We start from the raw sequence: 18,678 nt of genomic DNA, 5'->3' as shown, positions 1-18,678 counted from the left end.
CCGAGGAACCCCAGAGACCGGCCCAACTCATCATTCCCGAACCGGAGAACCCATGACGACCACGGACGCGCCCAAGGCGGCACCACCGCCCCGGGGCAAGCGCCGGATCGGCGATGCCGTCTTCGCCGGACTCGCGAGAGGGTCGGGTCTGCTGATCCTGGCGATCCTCGCCGGTGTGGCGGCCTTCCTGGTGATCCAGGCCTGGCCGTCGTTGTTGGCCAACACCTCGAACTTCCTGACCGACCAGTCGTGGGACGCCAACACCAGGGAGGACCCCTCCTTCGGTGTGGCCGCTCTGGCCTTCGGTACCGTTCTGGCCGCCTCCATCGCGCTGTTGCTGGCCACCCCGGTCGCCATCGGCATCGCGTTGTTCATCGTCTACTACGCGCCGCGCAAGCTCGCCGCCACGCTCGGCTACCTCGTCGACCTGCTCGCCGCGATCCCCAGCGTGGTCTACGGCCTCTGGGGCATGATGGTGCTCGCCCCACAGCTGGTGCCCGTGTACGAGGGCATGACCCACTACCTGGGTTGGATCCCGCTGTTCGCCGGCCCCTCCTCCACCTCCGGCCGCACCCTGCTCACCGCCGGCATCGTCCTCGCGGTCATGATCCTGCCGATCATCACGGCGATGTCCCGCGACGTGTTCCACCAGGTCCCGCAGGGCCACCGTGAGGCCGCGCTCGCCATGGGCGCCACCCGGTGGGAGATGATCCGCTTGGCCGTGCTGCCCTTCGGCAAGTCCGGCATCGTCGGTGGCGCCATGCTCGGACTGGGTCGGGCACTGGGTGAGACCATGGCCGTCGCCATGATCCTCTCCCCGGCCCTGGCGATCTCCTTCAACCTGCTGCAGAGCGGAAACCAGACCATCGCCGCGCACATCGCGCTCCAGTACCCCGAGGCCACCGGTTACGGGGTCTCCGCGCTGATCGCCGCAGGTCTGGTGCTGTTCGCCATCACTCTCGCAGTCAACATGGGCGCCCGCTACGTCGTGGCACGGGGCAACAAGGAGTCCGCATGAGCACGACGACCGCGCAGCCTCCCGTCCCCGGACCCGAGTCCGGTACCAAGCCCGATCTTCGCGCGGGCACCCTGCCCCGCCACTTCCCGCTCGGTCTGCTGGTCGGCTGTGGCGTGGTGGTCGCCGGTGTCCTGGCCGCTTTCTCGTCCTTCGGTCTGATCACCTGGGCGCTGCTCACCGCGGTGGCCTACTCGGTCATCATCGTGACCGCCTCCAACCGTGTGGAGGGCGGTCGCAAGGCCAAGGACCGCATGGTCACCGCCATCGTCTACGGCTGCTTCCTACTGGCCATGGCGCCTTTGGTGTCACTGCTGTACACCGTCGCCGGTTACGGCCTCGACCGTTTCAGCCCGTACTTCCTGACCGTGTCGATGAACGGCGTCCTGCCGAGCATGGACGCGGGCGGTGTCTATCACGCCATCGTCGGCACCCTGGCCATCACCGGCATGGCCACCCTGCTGTCCGTGCCGATCGGTGTGCTCACCGCCGTCTACCTGGTCGAGTACGCCCAGGGGCGGATCAAGAAGGTCATCACGTTCTTCGTGGACGTCATGACCGGTATCCCCTCGATCGTCGCCGGTCTGTTCGTGGTGGCGCTGTGGATGATGCTCTTCGGCCCGGGCCACACCAACGGCGCGGCGGGCGCGCTGTCGCTGACCGTGCTGATGATCCCGGTCGTGGTCCGCTCCAGTGAGGAGATGCTGCGGCTGGTCTCCCGGGACCTGCGTGAGGCCTCCTACGCCTTGGGCGTGCCCAAGTGGCGCACTATCACCAAGGTCGTGCTCCCCACCTCCGCCGCCGGACTGACCACCGGAATCATGCTGGCCATCGCGCGCGTTATCGGTGAGACAGCGCCCTTGGTCCTCACCGCGGGCTCGTCGGCGGTCTCCATCAACTGGAACCTGTTCGACGGACAGATGATGAACCTGCCGGTGTTCATCTACTCCCAGTTCCGCATGGGTGGGGCCGTCAACTACGAGAGGGCCTGGGCCGCGGCGCTGACGCTCGTTCTGATCGTCATGCTGCTGTTCATCCTGGCCCGCGTGATCGGCCGCCTCTTCTCACCCAAGACCCGCTAACACGAGGAACATCCTGTGGCGAAACGAATCGACGTCTCCGGACTGCACGTCTACTACGGCGACTTCCTCGCGGTCGAGGACGTGTCCATGACCATCGAGCCGCGGTCGGTGACGGCCTTCATCGGCTCCTCCGGCTGTGGCAAGTCGACCTTCCTGCGCACCCTCAACCGGATGCACGAGGTCACCCCCGGCGCCCGCGCCGAGGGCAAGGTGCTCCTGGACGACATGGACATCTACGGGCCCGACGTGGACCCGGTGCTGGTCCGCAGCGAGATCGGCATGGTGTTCCAGAAGGCCAACCCCTTCCCCACGATGTCGATCTACGACAACGTGATCGCCGGGGCCCGTCTGAACAACAAGCGGATGACCAAGTCCGAGGCGGACGACCTGGTGGAGGAGTCGCTGCGCGGCGCCAACCTCTGGAAGGAGGTCAAGGACCGGCTGGACAAGCCCGGTGCCGGCCTCTCCGGTGGTCAGCAGCAGCGCCTGTGCATCGCCCGCGCCACGGCCGTCAAGCCGTCCGTGCTGCTGATGGACGAGCCGTGCTCGGCCCTGGACCCGATCTCGACGCTGGCGATCGAGGACCTCATTCACAACATGAAGGAGGACTACACGATCGTGATCGTCACCCACAACATGCAGCAGGCCGCGCGTGTGTCCGACCGGACCGCCTTCTTCAACCTCTCGGCGCCCGGCAAGCCCGGCAAGCTGATCGAGATGGGCGAGACCAACCAGATCTTCACCCGTCCCGAGAAGAAGGACACCGAGAACTACATCACCGGTCGCTTCGGGTAGAGGGCCGGCCCATCTTCGTGGAAGGACCCCCGTGGCCACTCCGTTGATCATCGACACCGACACCGCGCAGGACGATTGCGTGGCGTTGTTGGTCGGGCTGCTCGACCCCGAGGCGGACCTGCGGGCGATCACCATGGTCGCCGGGAACGTCGGGTTCGAGAGGCAGGTGCGCAACGCGTTCCTGACCTTGGACGTGGCCGGGCGACTCGGCGAGGTGCCCGTGTACCCGGGGTGCCGTGGGCCGCTGGTGCGCGAGTGGGTGAGCGCGGAGAACGTGCACGGTGACGGGTCCGGTGGGCTGGACATGGACGTGGCCGGCCTGGCCACCGAGTCCGAACACGCCGTGGACGCCCTGGTCCGGATGGCGGCGGAGAACCCCGGTGAGCTGTCGATCGTGGCGATCGGTCCGCTCACCAACATCGCCATGGCGCTGGCGAAGGACCCCTCCTTCGTCGACAACGTGAAGTCGTTGTACGTCATGGGTGGTTCCAACAACGGTCGGGGCAACATCACGGCCGCCGCCGAGTTCAACTTCTACGTGGATCCCGAGGCGGCCAAGTCCGTGTTCGCCGCGGGGTTCGACGTCACCGTGGTGCCCTGGGACCCACTGACGCTGCGTCGGGCGGTGTTCGACCAGGAACGGTTGGATCGAATCGCCGCCCTGGGCACCCCGCTCGCGAACTTCTTCACCAGGGTGTGCGCGGCCACCCTGGAGTTCGACCGCACGGTGGGCATCGAGGGCACCACGCACCCCGACTCCCTGACCGCGGCGCTCCTGCTCCATCCCGAACTGGTCCGGCAGGTCTCGCCCTACCACGTGGACGTGGAGACGGCCGGGGAGCTGACCCGCGGATACTCGGCGATGTCCTGGGGCGTGCACGGGCTGGAGCCCAACGCCCGGGTCGTCGAGGACATCGACGCCGAGGCCTTCTACGAGTACCTGGTCGCGTTGTTGTCCCGGTCGACCGCACCGAATCGTCCGATCCGGGGACTGTGATCCGGCCGAGCCGATTCGGTTGCTCGACTGGTGATTTTCGTCCGAATCTGGCCATTTGACCCTTTTGTGGTGATTTTTAGCATAGCGTCCCTTTCATTAGAAGGAGGGGAACCCATGCGAATCACCACGATGGCCCCCGCAGCCGGGCTCCTGCTCGCCATCTCCGCGTGTTCCTGGGGATCCGAGGCGGTCACGACCTCCGATGACGGACGACCCACGCGGTCACCCGCCGAAGACGATTCCGGGAGCGGCGACGACGGCGGTTCCGGAGGCGCCGGAGGACGGCCCGGCTCCCCCTCCACGGACGTCGGGGAACAACCCACCGTCGAGGTAGAGGAGGACGAACCGGCTCCCCCCGAGGAATCCGCTGCCCCCGACGAGAACGAGCCGACCGCGGAGCCCATCATGTCGGCTCTCGGGGAGAGCCACCGCTTCGAGGATGGTTTCACCGTCACGATGGGCCCCGTGGAGCGCCTGACCGAACCGGCCCCCGACCGCTCCGACGCCTCCGCCGAGGAGGATCCCCCCGATGAGACGTCGCTCGAGGGTGAGGACGAGGGGCCCGTCGACGAACCGACCATGGACGAGGGAGCGTCCGAAGAGCCCGAGGAGGAACCCTCACAAGGGCCCGTCGAGGAGACGGGGGAACCCTCCGAGGAGCCCCCGGAGGAATCCGAGGCCCCCATGGACGAAGAGTCCCCGGAAGGGTCCGACGAGGAGATGGACGACCCTGACGATGAGGATCCCGTGGGCGAAGAACCCATGGAGGAGGCCGAAGAGGAGAGCGAGGAGGAGGGCGACGACTACTACGCCTGGAGCGTGGAGATCGCCAACGGAACCGGAGAGGACCTGCACACCGGTTCTGTCCTCACCGGCTGCGCGGTGGGAAACCCCCTGACGGAGTCCTCCGCGCCGCTTCTCGGCACGGCCCTCAGCCCACCCATGGCACTGTCCTCGGAGGAGTCGGGAAGCTGGGACGAGGACTGCTGGGCCGACGAGGAGGACCCGACCCTCCAATGGACCCTGGAGTTCGTCGACGAACAGGGGAGAAGCCTCTACCCCGTGCTGATCTTCGAGGGCCGGGTCGGCTGAGGAACCCTCGCCCTCGGGGAAGGCCGTCGGGCCGCCCTCGGCGGGCGGCCCTACCGGGTCAGGCGCTGTAGGGAACGGCCTCGACGAGGGTGACGCTCACGGTCTTGCCGCTGGGCACCTTGTAGGAACGCTGCTCCCCGCGAGCGGCGCCCATCAGGGCCTGGCCCAAGGGTGAGCTCGGCGAGTAGACGCTCATCGCCTCCCCGGACACGCCCTCACGGGCTCCGAGCAGGAAGGTCTCCGTGTCGGGGTCGTCCGCGTAACGGATGGTCAGGACCATGCCGGGCTCAGCGACACCGTCGTCCGGCGGGGCCTGACCGATGACGGCGTCCCGGAGGAGTTCCTCGATCTTGTGGATGCGCGACTCACGGGCGTCGGGGCCCTCGACGAGGTGGATCCCCATGCTCTCGGCCTCGGCGGGTTCCGCCGTGCCCTGGAGGACCGCCAGCTCCACGGTGAGCCGACGGTGGGCGCCCGGAGTGATCCAGACGCGACTGTCGTTGGACATCGTGTTTCTCCCTTTGGAAGAGGAAGGGCGCCCGGCCGACGATTCGGCGGGGCGCCCGGTGGACGTGATGGTCGTTCACCGGAGTGGATCGAAGGGGCGTAGTGCCTCGGGCGGATTGCCCGTGGCGACCGCTCGGGCCAACATGCGACCGGTGGCCGGGCCCTGTGTGAATCCCCACATGCCATGTCCGCCGGCCACGTACAGGCCGGGGATACGCGTCTCACCGATGAGCGGGAGACCGTCCGCGGTGACCGGGCGCGATCCCACCCATTCGTCGGTGCGCCCGGCCAGGTCGACCCCGGCCAGATATGGTTCCGCCGAGGAGGCGATCGCCGAGATCCGCCCCTCCGACATCGGGGCCTCGATGTCGCGGAACTCCATGGTTCCGGCGACTCGTAGTCCCTCCGCCAGCGGCGTACAGGCGACTCTGGCCTCCGGCAGGTAGAGCGGCCCGGGTACCGGGGTGTCGGTCGGCACGGTGAAGCTGTATCCGCGACCGGCCCGCAGCGGAACGGTGACGCCCCAAGGGCGGCCCTGACGGCCGAGCCAGGCGCCGGTGGCGACCACCACGGCGTCCGCCGTCTCGGTCTCACCATGCGCGGAGCGGAGACGGAAACCGTCCCCACGCCTGTCCACCCCGGTCACGCGGAAGCCCTCGACGATGCTGCCCCCGCGGGAGCGCACGGCGTCGGCGAGCGCGTGGGTGAACAGACCCGGGTGAACGTGCCGTTGGTCGTTGATCCGAACACCGGCGCGGACGCTGTTGGAGACGAACGGGCTCTGTGCCCGGACGGCGCCCTGGTCCAGCGCCGTGTAGGACAGGGGGAGCCCCGAGGCCCGCATCTGGTCCAGCTCCATGAGGAGGTGGACGGCTTGCCTCTCGCTACTGAACAGCGCGGTGACCGGTGCGTCCTCGACCTTGGGCCCGTCCTGCAGGCCCACGCCCGCCTCGACGAGTTCGGTGAAGGCGTCCAGGCTCACGGAGCTGAGCGGGGTGTTGCCGACCAGTGCCCGTTCCCAGGTGGAACGGCGGCTGTTGAACGCGAAGGAGGCCAGGAAGCCGAGCAGTCCGGTGTCGGTGGTCGGTGGGATGGACAGCGGGGACTTCGGGTCCAGGACCGCGCGCACCCCGTGGCCGAAGACCGAGGGGTCGTTCAGCGGAATGGTCAGCCCGGGAGCGATCCAGCCGGCGTTCCCCCACGAGGCACCGGAAGAAACCGTATCTCGCTCGACCACCGTGACCCCGACCCCGTACCGCTGGAGGAACCAAGCGGTCGACAGGCCCACGATCCCGGCGCCGACGACGATGACGGTACGCGGAACGTCCGCGCCCTTCCCGGTCATGGCCTCTCCCTGTGCACGACGACAAGAGGGCGCGGTCCGCCCTCTGTTACCAAAGTGTGCCCTGGAACCTTGAGACGCCCTTTGTCCGACACGCACAATCTCGACCTACGCTGAAGTCAGTTCGGAACAATGGAGGGGGCGCTGTGGTCCTTTTGGACCGGTTGGTCACCATCCTCGGCACCTATGGAACCAGGTTGGTCGGATCGCGCCCCACCCCGGGCACGGTTCTACGCGGGGTGGCCCTGCACGACTCCGGTTCGCCCGGCCGAGAGGAGGGGGACATCCTCCTGGCGGTGGGCGTGGACGATTCCTCGCTCGCGGTGGAGCTGGCCGAACGCGCCGGTGCCGTGGCGGTGCTGGTGCGCCCCTCGGAGTCCATCGAGGACCACCGGAAGGCCGAGGCCGCCGCGAACGCCCGCGAACGGGGCGTGGCCCTGTTGGTCGTGGACTCGTCGGTGTCCTGGGGACAGGTGGCCGGTGTGGTCTACGGGTTGGTGTTGGAGGGCGGCGAGACCGAGGCGGGGCGCGGACCGGCGGACCTGCCCGCGCTCGCGGACACCATCTCGGAACGGGTGGACGGACCGGTGACCATCGAGGACCCGCGTTATCGCCTCCTGGCCTACTCACAGCGGCAGACGGACGCGGACCGGGCCCGCTTGGACACCATCCTGGGGCGGCGGGTGCCGGACGAGCTCCAACGCCACATGGAACGCACGGGGGTGACCGCGCACCTGGCGTCCTCCTCCGAGCCGCTCCACCTGCCCCCGGAACCGGACCTGGGCCTGGGTGGACGGACCACGGTGGCCGTTCGCGTGGGTCGCGAGTTCCTCGGCTCCTTGTGGGTCGTGTGCGACCGGCCGCTGGGGGAGGAACGCTCCACCCTGCTGGCCGAGGGGGCCCGGACCGTGGCCCTGCACATGCTGCGCACCAGGGTGAGCGCGGACCTGGAACGGCAGGTGGAGTCCGACCTGGTGAGCCGCCTGTTGGAAGGTGCCATGGACCCCACGGAGGCGGCGGGAAGGCTGGGCCTGGCCGCGACGGCGCACCGGGTGGTGGCGTTGCAGGCGCACACCCCCGACGAGCGTCACTCCGCCACCTTGATGACGTTCGAGCGGGCCACCACCGGGTTCGGCTGGTCACGTCCCGGCCGAAGCACGGTGTTCGGCAGCACCGTGTACACCGTGTTGCCGTGCGGACCCGATCCGGCGGCCGCCCGCGAGTGGTTGACCGCGACCACGCGGGGGTTGCCCGCGCACGTGACGGTGAACGCCGGCATCGGTGGCCCGGCGGATCTGGCGAGGTTGCCCTCCAGCCGCCGTGAGGCCGACGAGAGCCTCGCGCTGCACGCCTCCCGAGCCATCGGTGCGGATCGCCCGGTGCCGGCCTACGACGAGTCCTGGGACGAGGTGTTGGTGCACCGGCTGCGCATGGCGTCGTTGTCCGGGCGCCGGCCCGCCGACGGTCCGGTCGCCGACCTCGTCGCGCACGACACCGAGCACGGCACCCGGTACACGGAGACGTTGCGCGCCTGGTTGGGCGCCATGGGCGATCCGAACGAGGCCGCCCGGGAACTCGGGGTGCACCCGAACACGATCCGGCACCGGATGCGCAGGATGGCGGGGGTCGCCTCGTTGGCCCTGGACAGCCCCCGCGCCCGGTTGGCGCTGGCCATCACCCTCGAGGCGTACACGGTGTGAGGAGCGGGCGGAGCGGTGGGGCGAGCACGCTCCGCGAGAGCGTGGGCAGGCGGGGTCAGCCGTTCTTGACGACGATGGTCTCCACGGTGTTGGCGACGTGTTCGAAGGCGTCGGCGGCGGTCTCCAACTCCTCGATCACGTCCTTGAGCTTGAGCACGGTGAGGGCGTCGTACTCACCGCTGAAGAGCTTGGCGAGGAGTTTGCGGTAGATCCGGTCGGCCTGGTTCTCGAGCTGGTTGATCTCGATCCAGTAGCGGGTCAGGTCCTTCATCGTCCGCAGCCGCGGCATCGCCTCGGCGGTGAGTTCGGCGGCCCGTTCGAGCACCTCGATCTGGTCGATGATGCCCTTGGGGAGGCGTTCGAGGCCGTAGAGCCCGATGAGGTCGACGGCGGCCTCCATCGAGTCCATGACGTCATCGAGGTTGGAGGCGAGTCGGTAGATGTCCTCGCGGTGGAGCGGAGGTGCCGAGCTCTTGTTGAGCCGTCGCATGATGGCGTGGGTGGCGTCATCGCCGGCGTGCTCACAGGCACGCATCTTCTCGGTGATGGCTTCCCGGTCGGCCCCGTCGCTCATCAGTTCCACCAGCAGGCGGGCCCCGATGACCAGGTTGTTCGCCGAGTCGGTGAACATCTCGTAGTAACTGTCATCACGCGGGCGCAAGCGCAGGCGCACGTCGTTCTCCCGATGGTGCGGTGGTCTTCCTTGGTGGATGTTAAGGGCGCTGATCAGCTGCTTCAGCGCGACAGCGTGGGACTCGTCCGGGCTGGACCCTATATGGGGGAGGCGGGTCCGGTTCGGGTCACCCCTCGTTCATCTGCCTGTGTCGGTGCGAGGAACACCAATGGGGCATGGGTTCCTTCGCAATCCTCCCAATCTCAACGACACCGGGACGCACCGGGACGCTACCGCGTTCGGGCTCCCGCCGGCCAGCTGCGCATTGAGACAGGAATCACCCGGGAATGTGGAGATGGGACCACATCCCTCCCCCTTCTCCTTCGACGTCCACCTTGGAGGCGGCCCCTCGACATGACAAGTGCCCCCCTTGTTCACCGGAGCGATGAGCGGGTGACCCGAATATCGGTCCTTACCCCCGTAGGCTTCGGGCATGCCTTCCGCGCTCACCCCGAGTTCCGTGCGACGCCTGCGCGTCGCCTTGGACGAACAGCTCGCCGTCCTGGGCGAACCCGCCTTCCCCGGTTCGGACGAGGAGGCCGTGGCCACGTCCGCGCGTTTGGCCCTACGACTCGTGGAACCGCCGAGGGCGCTGCTCAAGGCCGCCGTACGGTGCAGCCTGGCGGTGTTGGCCGACCGGGCCCCGGGGCATAGCCTGGAGGTGCGGGTGCCGCCCTACGGGGCCGTGCAGGTGATCGAGGGCCCCAGGCACACCCGTGGCACCCCGCCCGGCGTGGTCGAGACCGATCCCCTCACCTGGCTGCGGTTGGCCCTGGGCCGGGCCGATTGGGAGGGCGCGGTCAACGGTCACGATGTGCGCGCTAGCGGAGTACGTTCCGACCTGTCCGAACACCTGCCCCTGTGGCCGGACGAATAGGGACGTTCGACCCCGGTTGATCGGTCACGGTCCGCCAACCGTTAAGCTGTGCGTGTGTCGTACTCCGACGGCCGGCTCTCCATGGACCTCGATCCGCTCGAACGCGGCCCGCAGGACGCCTGCGGCGTTTTCGGGGTCTGGGCACCCGGCGAAGAAGTCAGCAAGCTCACCTACTTCGGTCTCTACGCGCTCCAACACCGTGGCCAGGAATCCGCGGGCATCGCGACCAGCGATGGAGAGCGGATCGTCGTCTACAAGGACATGGGACTGGTCTCCCAGGTCTTCAACGAGGCGACGCTCGACTCGCTCAGAGGCCACCTCGCGATCGGTCATTGCCGGTACTCCACCACCGGATCGCCGGTGTGGGAGAACGCGCAGCCGACGTTCTACACGGCACGCGAGGGAGGTCTGGCCCTCGGGCACAACGGCAATCTGATCAACACGGCGGAGCTGGCGGCGATGCTGCCCGACCAACGTCGTGGCGCCACCACGGACACCGAGATCCTCACCAGCCTGTTGGCGGCCCGTGCCAAGGACGGCCAGTCTCCGGACGACGCGGCCATGGACCTACTCCCCCAGGTCAAAGGCGCCTACTCCCTGGTGTTCATGGACGAGAACACCTTGTACGCCGCGCGCGACCCCCAGGGCATCCGTCCGTTCGTACTGGGTCGTCTGGGCGAGACCTCCGGTGCGGGCGGCTGGGTCGTGGCCAGTGAGACCGCCGCGCTGGACATCGTCGGCGCCGAGTTCGTTCGGGAGATCGACCCCGGCGAACTCCTGATCATCAACGGCGAAGGGGTCCGTTCCCGCCGGTTCGCCCCGGTCCAACGCAAGGGCTGCCTCTTCGAGTACGTCTACCTGGCCCGCCCCGACACCAGCATCACCGGGCGCAACGTCAACTCCACCCGGGTGGAGGTCGGTCGTCGGCTGGCCAGGGAGCACCCGGTGGACGCCGACCTGGTGATCCCGGTCCCCGAATCCGGAACCCCGGCGGCCGTCGGTTACGCCGAGGCCAGCGGTATCCCCTTCGCCCAGGGCCTGGTGAAGAACTCCTACGTGGGACGCACCTTCATCCAGCCCAGCCAGACCCTGCGCCAGTTGGGCATCCGGCTCAAGCTCAACCCGTTGCGCGAGGTCATCGAGGGCCGTCGTCTGGTGGTCGTGGACGACTCGATCGTGCGCGGCAACACCCAGCGTGCCCTGGTACGGATGTTGCGCGACGCGGGGGCCGCCGAGGTGCACGTGCGCATCTCCAGTCCACCGGTCCTGTGGCCGTGCTACTACGGCATCGACTTCGCCACCCGCGCCGAGCTCATCGCCGCGAACCTCTCGGTGGAGGAGATCGCCGAGTCCGTCAACGCGGACTCGTTGGCCTACGTGGACCTGGACGAACTGATCGTCGCGTCCGAACAGCCCAAGGACCGACTGTGCCGCGCGTGCTTCGACGGGGTGTATCCACTCCAGGTCGACGCCGACTCCCAGGGCAAGTACCTGTTGGAGAAGGCCTGCGGCACCCCCGAGGGCTCCACGCTGGCATCGAACCAGAAGTAGCCACGTGCGGTGGGCCCTCGCGCCCACCGCGCGCCCATCCGTCCGACCGGATCCTTCGGCGTGCCCTCGACAAGGGCGGCGGAACGAACCGAACAGATCATCCGAATACACGAGGAGAACTCGCGTGGCAGCCGACAGCACAGGGACGACGGGCGCGTACGCGGCGGCGGGTGTCGACATCGCCGCCGGTGAGCGCGCCGTCGACCTGATGAAGCGTCACGTCGCGCGTACGCGCCGACCCGAGCAGGTCACCGACGCCAGCGGTTTCGCGGGCCTGTTCCGCTTGGACACGGCCAAGTACAAGGACCCGGTCCTGGCCACGTCCACCGACGGCGTGGGCACCAAGGTGATGCTCGCCCAGCAGCTGGACAAGCACGACACCATCGGCATCGACCTGGTCGCGATGGTCGTCGACGACCTGGTGGTCAGCGGGGCCGAACCGCTCTTCATGACCGACTACATCGCCACCGGCGCGGTGGTGCCGGAGCGCATCGCGGAGATCGTCGGCGGGATCGCCGAGGGGTGTCACCAGGCGGGCTGCGCACTGATCGGCGGGGAGACCGCCGAACACCCGGGGGCGATGGAGGCCAACGAGTACGACCTGGCCGGCGCCGGCACCGGCGTGGTCGAGGGCGACGCCATCCTGGGCCCGGACCGGGTCCGCGAAGGCGACGTCGTGATCGCGATGGGTTCGTCCGGTCCGCACTCCAACGGCTATTCGCTGGTGCGTCACATCGTGGACTCCGCCGGACTGGACCTGCGCGCCGAGGTCCCGGAGCTGGGCGGGGTGCTGGGTGAGGTCCTGCTCACCCCGACCCGGGTCTACGCCAAGGACTGCGTGGCGCTGACCGAGGCGGTGGAGGTGCACGCCTACTCGCACATCACCGGCGGTGGTCTGGCGGCCAACCTGTCCCGGTCCCTGCCCGAGGGTATGGAGGCCGAACTGGACCGTTCCACCTGGGCGCCGCTCCCGGTCTTCGATTACCTGGCCGACAAGGGCGGTGTCTCCCGCCAGGACATGGAGGCCACGTTCAACATGGGTGTGGGCATGGTGGCGATCGTGGCGGAGGCGGACGCCGAACGCGCGCTCCGGGTGCTCGCCGAACGGGATGTCCCGGCCTGGCGTCTGGGCACCGTGAAGAACGGTGCCGGCCTCGCGACCCTGAAGGGCGAGTACCGGCGGACGTGAGAAAAACGGACGCGAATATAGCCGGTGCGAACCACCTGCGTGGTTCGCACCGGCTATATCCACCTGTCCGCGACGGCTCCCGGTGGGAAGCCGTGGCCGCTACAGGTCAGCGATTGATTCCGAGCGACCTGAAAGTCTCGGCGACGTGTGACTACTTGTCGGAGTCCGAGTACTTATCGGCAAGATCCGCGTAACGGTCGACCAGGTCATCGTGAGGCTCAGCGTAGGGATCGTCCGGACCCGACGGTCCGGAGGGAGACCCCTCGTCCTCAGCGACACCCAGCTCCGACCGCAGCCGATCAAGGTCGGTCCCGCCGGTGCTGTACTTGAGCTTCCGGGCGACCTTCTGCTGCTTGGCCTTGGCTCGGCCGCGCCCCATTGGCTCGACCCCCTCAACGATTGGGTTCCGACGAACCCCAGATCACTTACTAACCCGCAGTACCAGGCTGATGGCCGTCAAACGCGACTGACGACCGGCGCCAGCTTACGTACACACACAACCGTACCTGGTCGGACCGCGCCGTGCCTACGCCACCCGGGGGTGACGGGTGTGGTGTACGCACGAAAGCCCGTCCCGCCAGGCGTTTCTCACGGTGAGTGTCAGAGGCAACGATCTGTGCCACGATGCGATCGTGCTGCCCTACACCGCGTACCTACGTGTCTACCAACCGATCACGTCCTTCCCCCCGCGTGACCGACGGTACTGGGAGGAATACGCCTCGTCCGAGGACAGGCCGAAGCGGATCAACGCTCTGGCCGCCGAACAGGCGGAGAACCTGGGGCGGACTATCGGTACTCCTCCGGTCGTCGCTCCCGCCCAGGAGAGTGGGGACGCCTACCTGCGCCGGGTGGACGAGCGGTTGTACGTGTGCCCCTGGCAGACCCGCTTGCGTTGCTGGCGTTCCTTCGACGAATTCGCCACGGACATGCCCGGGCCCCTCGTCGAGGCCTTCGTGCCCAGGCAGGAGGCGGCACGGGTGGAGACCGGGTACCGACAGTGGCGCGAGTCGGGGGCGCGGACCAGGCCGTTCATCCTGTCGAGCACGTGGACGATACCGGTGCCGTGGTTCGTGCCCTTCGAGCATCGGGAGCGCTGCCTGGTGTTGTCGGCCGACACCACCAGGACGTTGCTGTACCTGACGCACACGGCCCAGGCCCGGCGGCGGCTGGAGCACACGATGACGGTGCTGCGGGAGAACATCGGGGAACACGCGGTCTCGGGGTCGACCGAACGACTCGTGGACTGGTTGGAGTCGGTCGCCCATCCCGGCTCCCTGCTGGAACTGGACTACGGGGGGCTGCCACATCTGCTCAGCGACGACCACCTGAGCGAGGATCACTCGGTGGCGGAGATCTCCGACGCGATCGAGGCCCTGTCCAAGGGCGACGGGGGCCGCGTGGTGGAACTGCGCCAACGCATCACCCGACGTTGGAAGTCTGTGCGCGCACTGGAGCACGCCAACTGAGGGTCATGGATCCATCAGGGTTTCGTGGACACCCATGGCGGTTTGTCGTCATCCCGGGCCGGAAAAGATGGAACGCCACGCCGACGAACAACCTGGTACACCAGGTTTCTCGCTCCGGACCGGGCCTCTTTCCGCACGTGACGGCGTTGTGGAACCGGGTTCCATTCGCCCACGACATCAAGGGTAGTGAAACTGGGCATAACGCCCGATAGGGATCGACGTAGACTGTAGTGAGTCGGTCACCGAGTGCACTCTGAGTAATCGAGAACCCTTGCCACACCGCGAATCCGCGTGACCAGATCCATTGGCCGAAGCGGACGAGCACTCGAGGCGCGAAACCGCCCATCTCCTTCCAGAAGGCGACCGATCAAGGGCTTCGCCCTCTCCCCCGAGCTCGGCATCCGGGTTTCGGTCAGGTCTGCCCTAGCACTTCGGGCACTCCGGATCGAGAAAAACGAGGCCTGAGAACGAAGTTTTGACCGAATACGCCACATGCCACTAAACGTGTCGCTAGAATCACTTAGCGTGACGCGATCACGGGCGGCTTTCGAAGGCCTCCCACGTGCAAAGTTGCTTGGAGTGGTCGCGCAATCACCTCGGGTGATGCCAGTATGGACTTAGACGACATACTGGACATCCGGGCCAAGTGCCAGGAAAAAGGCTCAAGGATCGGCACACAGATCCAGGAGGAGAGGCCGTACACATGTCAACTCGCACGCCCGAGGCGGAACCCCTGTTGACCCCCGCCGAGGTTGCCACCATGTTCCGCGTGGACCCCAAGACCGTGACACGCTGGGCCAAGGCGGGCAAGCTGACCTCGATCCGCACCCTGGGTGGCCACCGCCGCTACCGCGAAACCGAGGTCCGCGCTCTGTTGGCCGGTATCCCGAGCCAGCGTACGGAGTGATCTCCCCGGTCTGTGCCGATTCCGGGGGGAGCGGCCGGACGGGCTCCGGCCACTGAGGACAAGAAGTGCCTGGGCGGGTCACCTGGACAGGGTGATCCGCCCACTCTCATGCGCTCGTGAGGCCCGCCGGCGGGCCTCGCGAGCCGAACCGGACCGGGGAAGACCGGGACCTTCATCCTCGCTCACGCTGTCCGGAACGGGTCCCACGAGTTCGACCGGAACACCGGCCGAATCAGTCCTCGATGCGATCGTCCATCGCCGTGGTGCGCTTGCGGGCCAGGAAGGTCGCGGTCGCGCCACCGCCCACCGCGACCACCGCTGCGGTGATCAGCGCGGCGATCGAGCTTCCGGTCGTCGCGAGCCGGCGGCTCGGAGCCGCCGCCTCCTCGCCGGGCTCCTCTCCCCGCTCGCCGCGCTCCGCGCGTTCGCCGCCCTCGTCACCGTTCTCCGTCTCGGTCGTGTGGGTGGAACCGATCGCCCACGCGTCCGCGAAGTCGACCGCGAACCCATTCTCCGCGGGGGGGTCGCCCACCTGGACCCACACGGTCAGGGCGGAACGGACACCTTCGCCTCGCCACCCCTCTTGGTCGTCCGCGAAACCGCTCTCATGCTCGATGAAGCGGACGCTGACGGGAACTTCCTCGGCGGTCCCACCATCGGCGTCGAGGACCTCCAAGGTGTCCTCGGCGGTGTACTCGCCCTCGAAGTCGGGGATCGGCACACCGAAGGCGGTCAACTCCCCGTACTCCAGGGTGGCCTCGGTCCGGCCGTCGTAGTCCGCGGCGGCGGTGGACCGCACGTCCTCAAGGGTGAACTCGATCGAGTTGCCGTCGGTGGAGACGTTCTCGGCTTCGCCCTCGTCGAGGATCACCACGTCCTCCGGGGGCGGGGACTCACCGGGAGAGGAAGAAGGTTCCTCGAAGGGTGTGTCCGGGGTGGGTTCGTCGGCCAGCTGCCGATCCCGTTCGGGTGGCGTCCGCGAGCCGTCGTTCTCGTTGTCCGCCGGGTCGTCCCCCGGGTCCGGGGGCTCGCTCTCGGGCCCCTCCGAGGGGCTCGGCGAAGGCTCCTCCACACCGTCGGGCAGGTCGATCATGCCGAGGTCGACCAGATCCTCCACCCCGAGTCGGACCCGGGCCTGATCCACACTCGCCTGTGAGCTCGCGCCGGTCCCGTCCGCCACCACGGTCCGACTCTCACCCTGGACCCGGGCGAACCCGGCCAACGGCCCGAGGAGGGGATCCGCCGTCGACTCGTCCTGGCGTTCCCCACCGAAACTGATCGCCGTGGAGTACCCGGTGACCAGATCACCGTCGGCCACCCAGGCCTGTGAGCTGGCCCAGACCAGCGGACTCGCGGCGGCCGGGCCCGCCGAGGCCACACCGAGCGCGCCCAGCGCCACGAACAGCGTTCCGCCGGCGATCAGGCGGCGAGCGGATGGTACGGCGGGAGTCACCACAACACTCCTGTTGTATCGGGGGATGCCCGACCCGAGGGTCGGTGCCGCCCCGGTAACGGTGCACCGGAACCGGGGGCACGTTCCGATCCGATGGCCGGGCGCGGTGTTTCGCGAAAGTTCGAAGAGGGTCTCGCCGGTCTGGGTGGGTGATCGGGTGGAAGCGGGTCGGGTGGAACACCTGTGCGCATGGCGGTCCACACCGCGAGCCTAACCCCTGGATCACGAAACGGAAACCGTTCCGGCGACGACGATGCCATGACATCGGGGTGACCGTCGGTGGAGCGCGGGGCGATCACGAGCCGGGACCAGTGGGCCTTCGAGCGCAAGGGAGGGCCCCGGGAACCACGTGGTTCCCGGGGTCCTCAGGGTCGTCCCACCATCAGTCGGCGCGACCGGTCGGGGCGACGTTCCTCACTCAGCCCTCCTCGGTCTCCTCGGCCGTGTCACCGTTCTTCCTCCGACGACGGGCCAGGTAGGCGGCGGCGCCACCACCGGTGGCGAGGGCGACGCCGGCGCCGATCAGGACCGCGATGGGCGCGCCGGTGCGGGCCAGGTCTTCGTCCTTGCCCTGCTCGTCGCCGCCCTTGTCACCGTCCCCGGGGTGCTCCTTGCCGTCGTCCTCGCCGTCGCCGGCGCCGCCGTCCCCTTCGTCGTCGCTGCCGTCCTCGCCGCCTTCGTCACCGTCACCATCACCGTCATCGTCACCGTCACCATCACCGCCGCCGTTGTCGTCACCGCCGCCGTTGTCGTCTTCATCGTCGTCGCCACCGAGGTCTCCGTCGGTGGTGGCCGCGACGGCCTCCGCCAGGTAGAAGTCGATCCCGCCCAGGAGACCGGCGTCGAACTCGGCGTAGAGGATGTTGAAGGCACCGTCCCAGACGACGTCCTCCGCGTACCGGTCGTCGAACTCATCCTCCCCCTCCTCGCTGAGGACGGTGATGTCGATGCCCAGCTCGTTGACGTTCTCCTGGACGGTGCCCGGGGAGAAGTCGGTGGTGTAGGTGCCGTCCCAGTTCTTGGTGACGGAGATGGTGGCGTCGTTGAACTCGACGTCGATGAGGAGGTCTTGCTCGTCGAAGGTCTCGACCGTGTCGTCCTCGGAGAAGGTGGTCACGTCGCCTTCGGAGGCCAGCAGCTCGGTGTCCGACTCACTCATGATGTCCAGGACGTCATCCAGCGTCAGCCGGGCGTGGGCGCTGTTGACCGCGACGCTGGTGTGCGTACCGACGGCGTCCACCCGGACCTCGGTGTCGGCGTCGATGGTCAGGAAGCTCTCGGCCTGGAAGGAGTGGTTGTCCGCGGCCGAACCCTCCTGACCCCGCTGAGTGCCTTCCAGGTAGGTCTCCTCGCCATAGACCGATGCGGTACCGGAACCGTACAGAACGGTGTCGGCCTGGGCGGGCATGGCGGCGGCCAGACTCAGGGCGCCGAAACCGATGAAGGCGGCACTTCCCCGCAGGAAACGACGCGCGGTGATGCTATGGGTTCTACGCAAGACAATCCTCATTCGGATTCTTCCGATCCGGGTTCGGATCGGCCTGGCCACGCGTTTCACCACCGGAAGGCGGGTGGGAAGGCCTCGGGACACGGAGTCGCGAGCCAGGATCGGTCGGGGGAGGGCGAGGGCGTTCAGAAGCCCTCTACCTGCGAGAACCGGAAGGGTTCGACCTGGAGCCAAAGAGGGACAGGTGGCCGGTGAACCTTCGTGTTACTCCCCGGTTCTCTTTCGGGAGACTACTCACCGACAAAGATCAAATCACGAATAAAATGATCACGAACAAATTACGATAACCATTACATTGCACTGCGTGATCGCCACCGAGGAGATGGGTTAAGTTTTACTCGATCGGTAAACCTTCGCAGTACGATCGCGTCATCGGCACTTCGAAAAGGAAGGAAGGGGTCGGTAGAACTCCGCTACTTTTCGCGTGACGACATCCTGAACCTTGTCCGGTTTCGGACCTTCGACATGGAACGTTCGTCACCCTTTGCGGGGGTACGGCCAGGTCTCGTCGACCCGCTAGGTTGT

17 protein-coding genes are annotated in these 18,678 nt (G+C 67.8%); 11 read left to right on the top strand and 6 right to left on the bottom strand.

Features of this window, described 5'->3' with window-relative positions; genetic code table 11:
- Positions 1–52: 52 nt before the first annotated feature.
- From pstC to NLI01S_RS05550, 5 genes are all read left to right on the top strand, one after another.
- Positions 53–1,018, top strand: a complete 966-nt coding sequence (pstC, locus tag NLI01S_RS05570) for a phosphate ABC transporter permease subunit PstC (RefSeq protein WP_067600224.1) — start codon at positions 53–55, stop codon at positions 1,016–1,018.
- Positions 1,015–2,097 (top strand): phosphate ABC transporter permease PstA, encoded by a 1,083-nt coding sequence (gene pstA / locus NLI01S_RS05565; protein ID WP_067600221.1) that lies wholly within the window; start codon positions 1,015–1,017, stop codon positions 2,095–2,097. The genes pstC and pstA overlap by 4 nt, the downstream gene beginning before the upstream one ends.
- Before the next feature lie 15 nt (positions 2,098–2,112).
- A complete protein-coding gene (gene pstB, locus NLI01S_RS05560) occupies positions 2,113–2,892 on the top strand; it encodes a phosphate ABC transporter ATP-binding protein PstB (protein ID WP_067600218.1) in 780 nt (259 codons plus the stop codon).
- A gap of 31 nt (positions 2,893–2,923) precedes the next feature.
- On the top strand, positions 2,924–3,889 hold the full coding sequence (locus NLI01S_RS05555; RefSeq protein WP_067600215.1) for a nucleoside hydrolase: 966 nt from the start codon (positions 2,924–2,926) through the stop codon (positions 3,887–3,889).
- A 114-nt stretch (positions 3,890–4,003) separates the two neighbouring features.
- Positions 4,004–4,981, top strand: a complete 978-nt coding sequence (locus NLI01S_RS05550; RefSeq protein ID WP_067600212.1) for a hypothetical protein — start codon at positions 4,004–4,006, stop codon at positions 4,979–4,981.
- Positions 4,982–5,039: 58 nt separating this feature from the next.
- Here the strand turns inward: NLI01S_RS05550 and NLI01S_RS05545 are convergent, their stop codons facing one another.
- Together NLI01S_RS05545 and NLI01S_RS05540 are read right to left on the bottom strand one after the other, a co-directional pair.
- A complete protein-coding gene (locus NLI01S_RS05545; protein ID WP_067600209.1) occupies positions 5,040–5,489 on the bottom strand; it encodes a GreA/GreB family elongation factor in 450 nt (149 codons plus the stop codon).
- Positions 5,490–5,564: 75 nt separating this feature from the next.
- Positions 5,565–6,833, bottom strand: coding sequence for an NAD(P)/FAD-dependent oxidoreductase (locus NLI01S_RS05540; protein WP_067600206.1), 1,269 nt, complete (start codon positions 6,831–6,833; stop codon positions 5,565–5,567).
- Positions 6,834–6,976: 143 nt separating this feature from the next.
- Between NLI01S_RS05540 and NLI01S_RS05535 the strand changes: the two genes are divergently transcribed.
- Positions 6,977–8,530, top strand: a complete 1,554-nt coding sequence (locus tag NLI01S_RS05535; RefSeq protein WP_067600203.1) for a PucR family transcriptional regulator — start codon at positions 6,977–6,979, stop codon at positions 8,528–8,530.
- A gap of 55 nt (positions 8,531–8,585) precedes the next feature.
- On the opposite strand, the gene NLI01S_RS05530 is transcribed toward NLI01S_RS05535, so the two are convergent.
- A complete protein-coding gene (locus NLI01S_RS05530) occupies positions 8,586–9,203 on the bottom strand; it encodes a DUF47 domain-containing protein (protein WP_067600200.1) in 618 nt (205 codons plus the stop codon).
- Between the two features lie 433 nt (positions 9,204–9,636).
- On the opposite strand from NLI01S_RS05530, the gene NLI01S_RS05525 reads away from it, so the two are divergent.
- The 3 genes from NLI01S_RS05525 (at position 9,637) to purM (ending at position 12,820) form a co-directional block, all read left to right on the top strand.
- Positions 9,637–10,080: a sterol carrier family protein gene (locus tag NLI01S_RS05525; protein WP_067600197.1), complete on the top strand. Its 444-nt coding sequence runs from the start codon at positions 9,637–9,639 to the stop codon at positions 10,078–10,080.
- A 54-nt stretch (positions 10,081–10,134) separates the two neighbouring features.
- Entirely contained in the window at positions 10,135–11,631 is a 1,497-nt protein-coding gene (purF, locus tag NLI01S_RS05520) for an amidophosphoribosyltransferase (RefSeq protein ID WP_067600194.1), read from the top strand.
- A gap of 124 nt (positions 11,632–11,755) precedes the next feature.
- A complete protein-coding gene (gene purM, locus NLI01S_RS05515) occupies positions 11,756–12,820 on the top strand; it encodes a phosphoribosylformylglycinamidine cyclo-ligase (protein ID WP_067600191.1) in 1,065 nt (354 codons plus the stop codon).
- Between the two features lie 151 nt (positions 12,821–12,971).
- On the opposite strand, the gene NLI01S_RS05510 is transcribed toward purM, so the two are convergent.
- The gene (locus NLI01S_RS05510; protein WP_067600188.1) at positions 12,972–13,199 is read right to left on the bottom strand and encodes a DUF3073 domain-containing protein; all 228 of its coding nucleotides are present in this window, start codon (positions 13,197–13,199) and stop codon (positions 12,972–12,974) included.
- Positions 13,200–13,452: 253 nt separating this feature from the next.
- On the opposite strand from NLI01S_RS05510, the gene NLI01S_RS05505 reads away from it, so the two are divergent.
- Together NLI01S_RS05505 and bldC are read left to right on the top strand one after the other, a co-directional pair.
- Positions 13,453–14,286: a hypothetical protein gene (locus NLI01S_RS05505; protein ID WP_084392342.1), complete on the top strand. Its 834-nt coding sequence runs from the start codon at positions 13,453–13,455 to the stop codon at positions 14,284–14,286.
- Between the two features lie 703 nt (positions 14,287–14,989).
- Positions 14,990–15,193 carry a developmental transcriptional regulator BldC gene (gene bldC, locus NLI01S_RS05500; protein WP_013155387.1) on the top strand — a complete coding sequence of 68 codons (204 nt, stop codon included), beginning with the start codon at positions 14,990–14,992 and terminating at the stop codon, positions 15,191–15,193.
- 232 nt (positions 15,194–15,425) lie between these two features.
- Here bldC and NLI01S_RS05495 read toward each other — a convergent pair whose 3' ends face one another.
- Both NLI01S_RS05495 and NLI01S_RS05490 read right to left on the bottom strand, forming a co-directional pair.
- Entirely contained in the window at positions 15,426–16,646 is a 1,221-nt protein-coding gene (locus tag NLI01S_RS05495; RefSeq protein WP_307600580.1) for a hypothetical protein, read from the bottom strand.
- 418 nt (positions 16,647–17,064) lie between these two features.
- Positions 17,065–18,144 (bottom strand): hypothetical protein, encoded by a 1,080-nt coding sequence (locus NLI01S_RS05490; RefSeq protein ID WP_067600183.1) that lies wholly within the window; start codon positions 18,142–18,144, stop codon positions 17,065–17,067.
- Positions 18,145–18,678: the final 534 nt, after the last annotated feature.

The sequence above is a fragment of the Nocardiopsis listeri NBRC 13360 genome (assembly GCF_001570765.1).
GTDB classification, from domain to species: domain Bacteria; phylum Actinomycetota; class Actinomycetes; order Streptosporangiales; family Streptosporangiaceae; genus Nocardiopsis; species Nocardiopsis listeri.
This window is presented reverse-complemented; position numbering and strand designations above follow the sequence as displayed.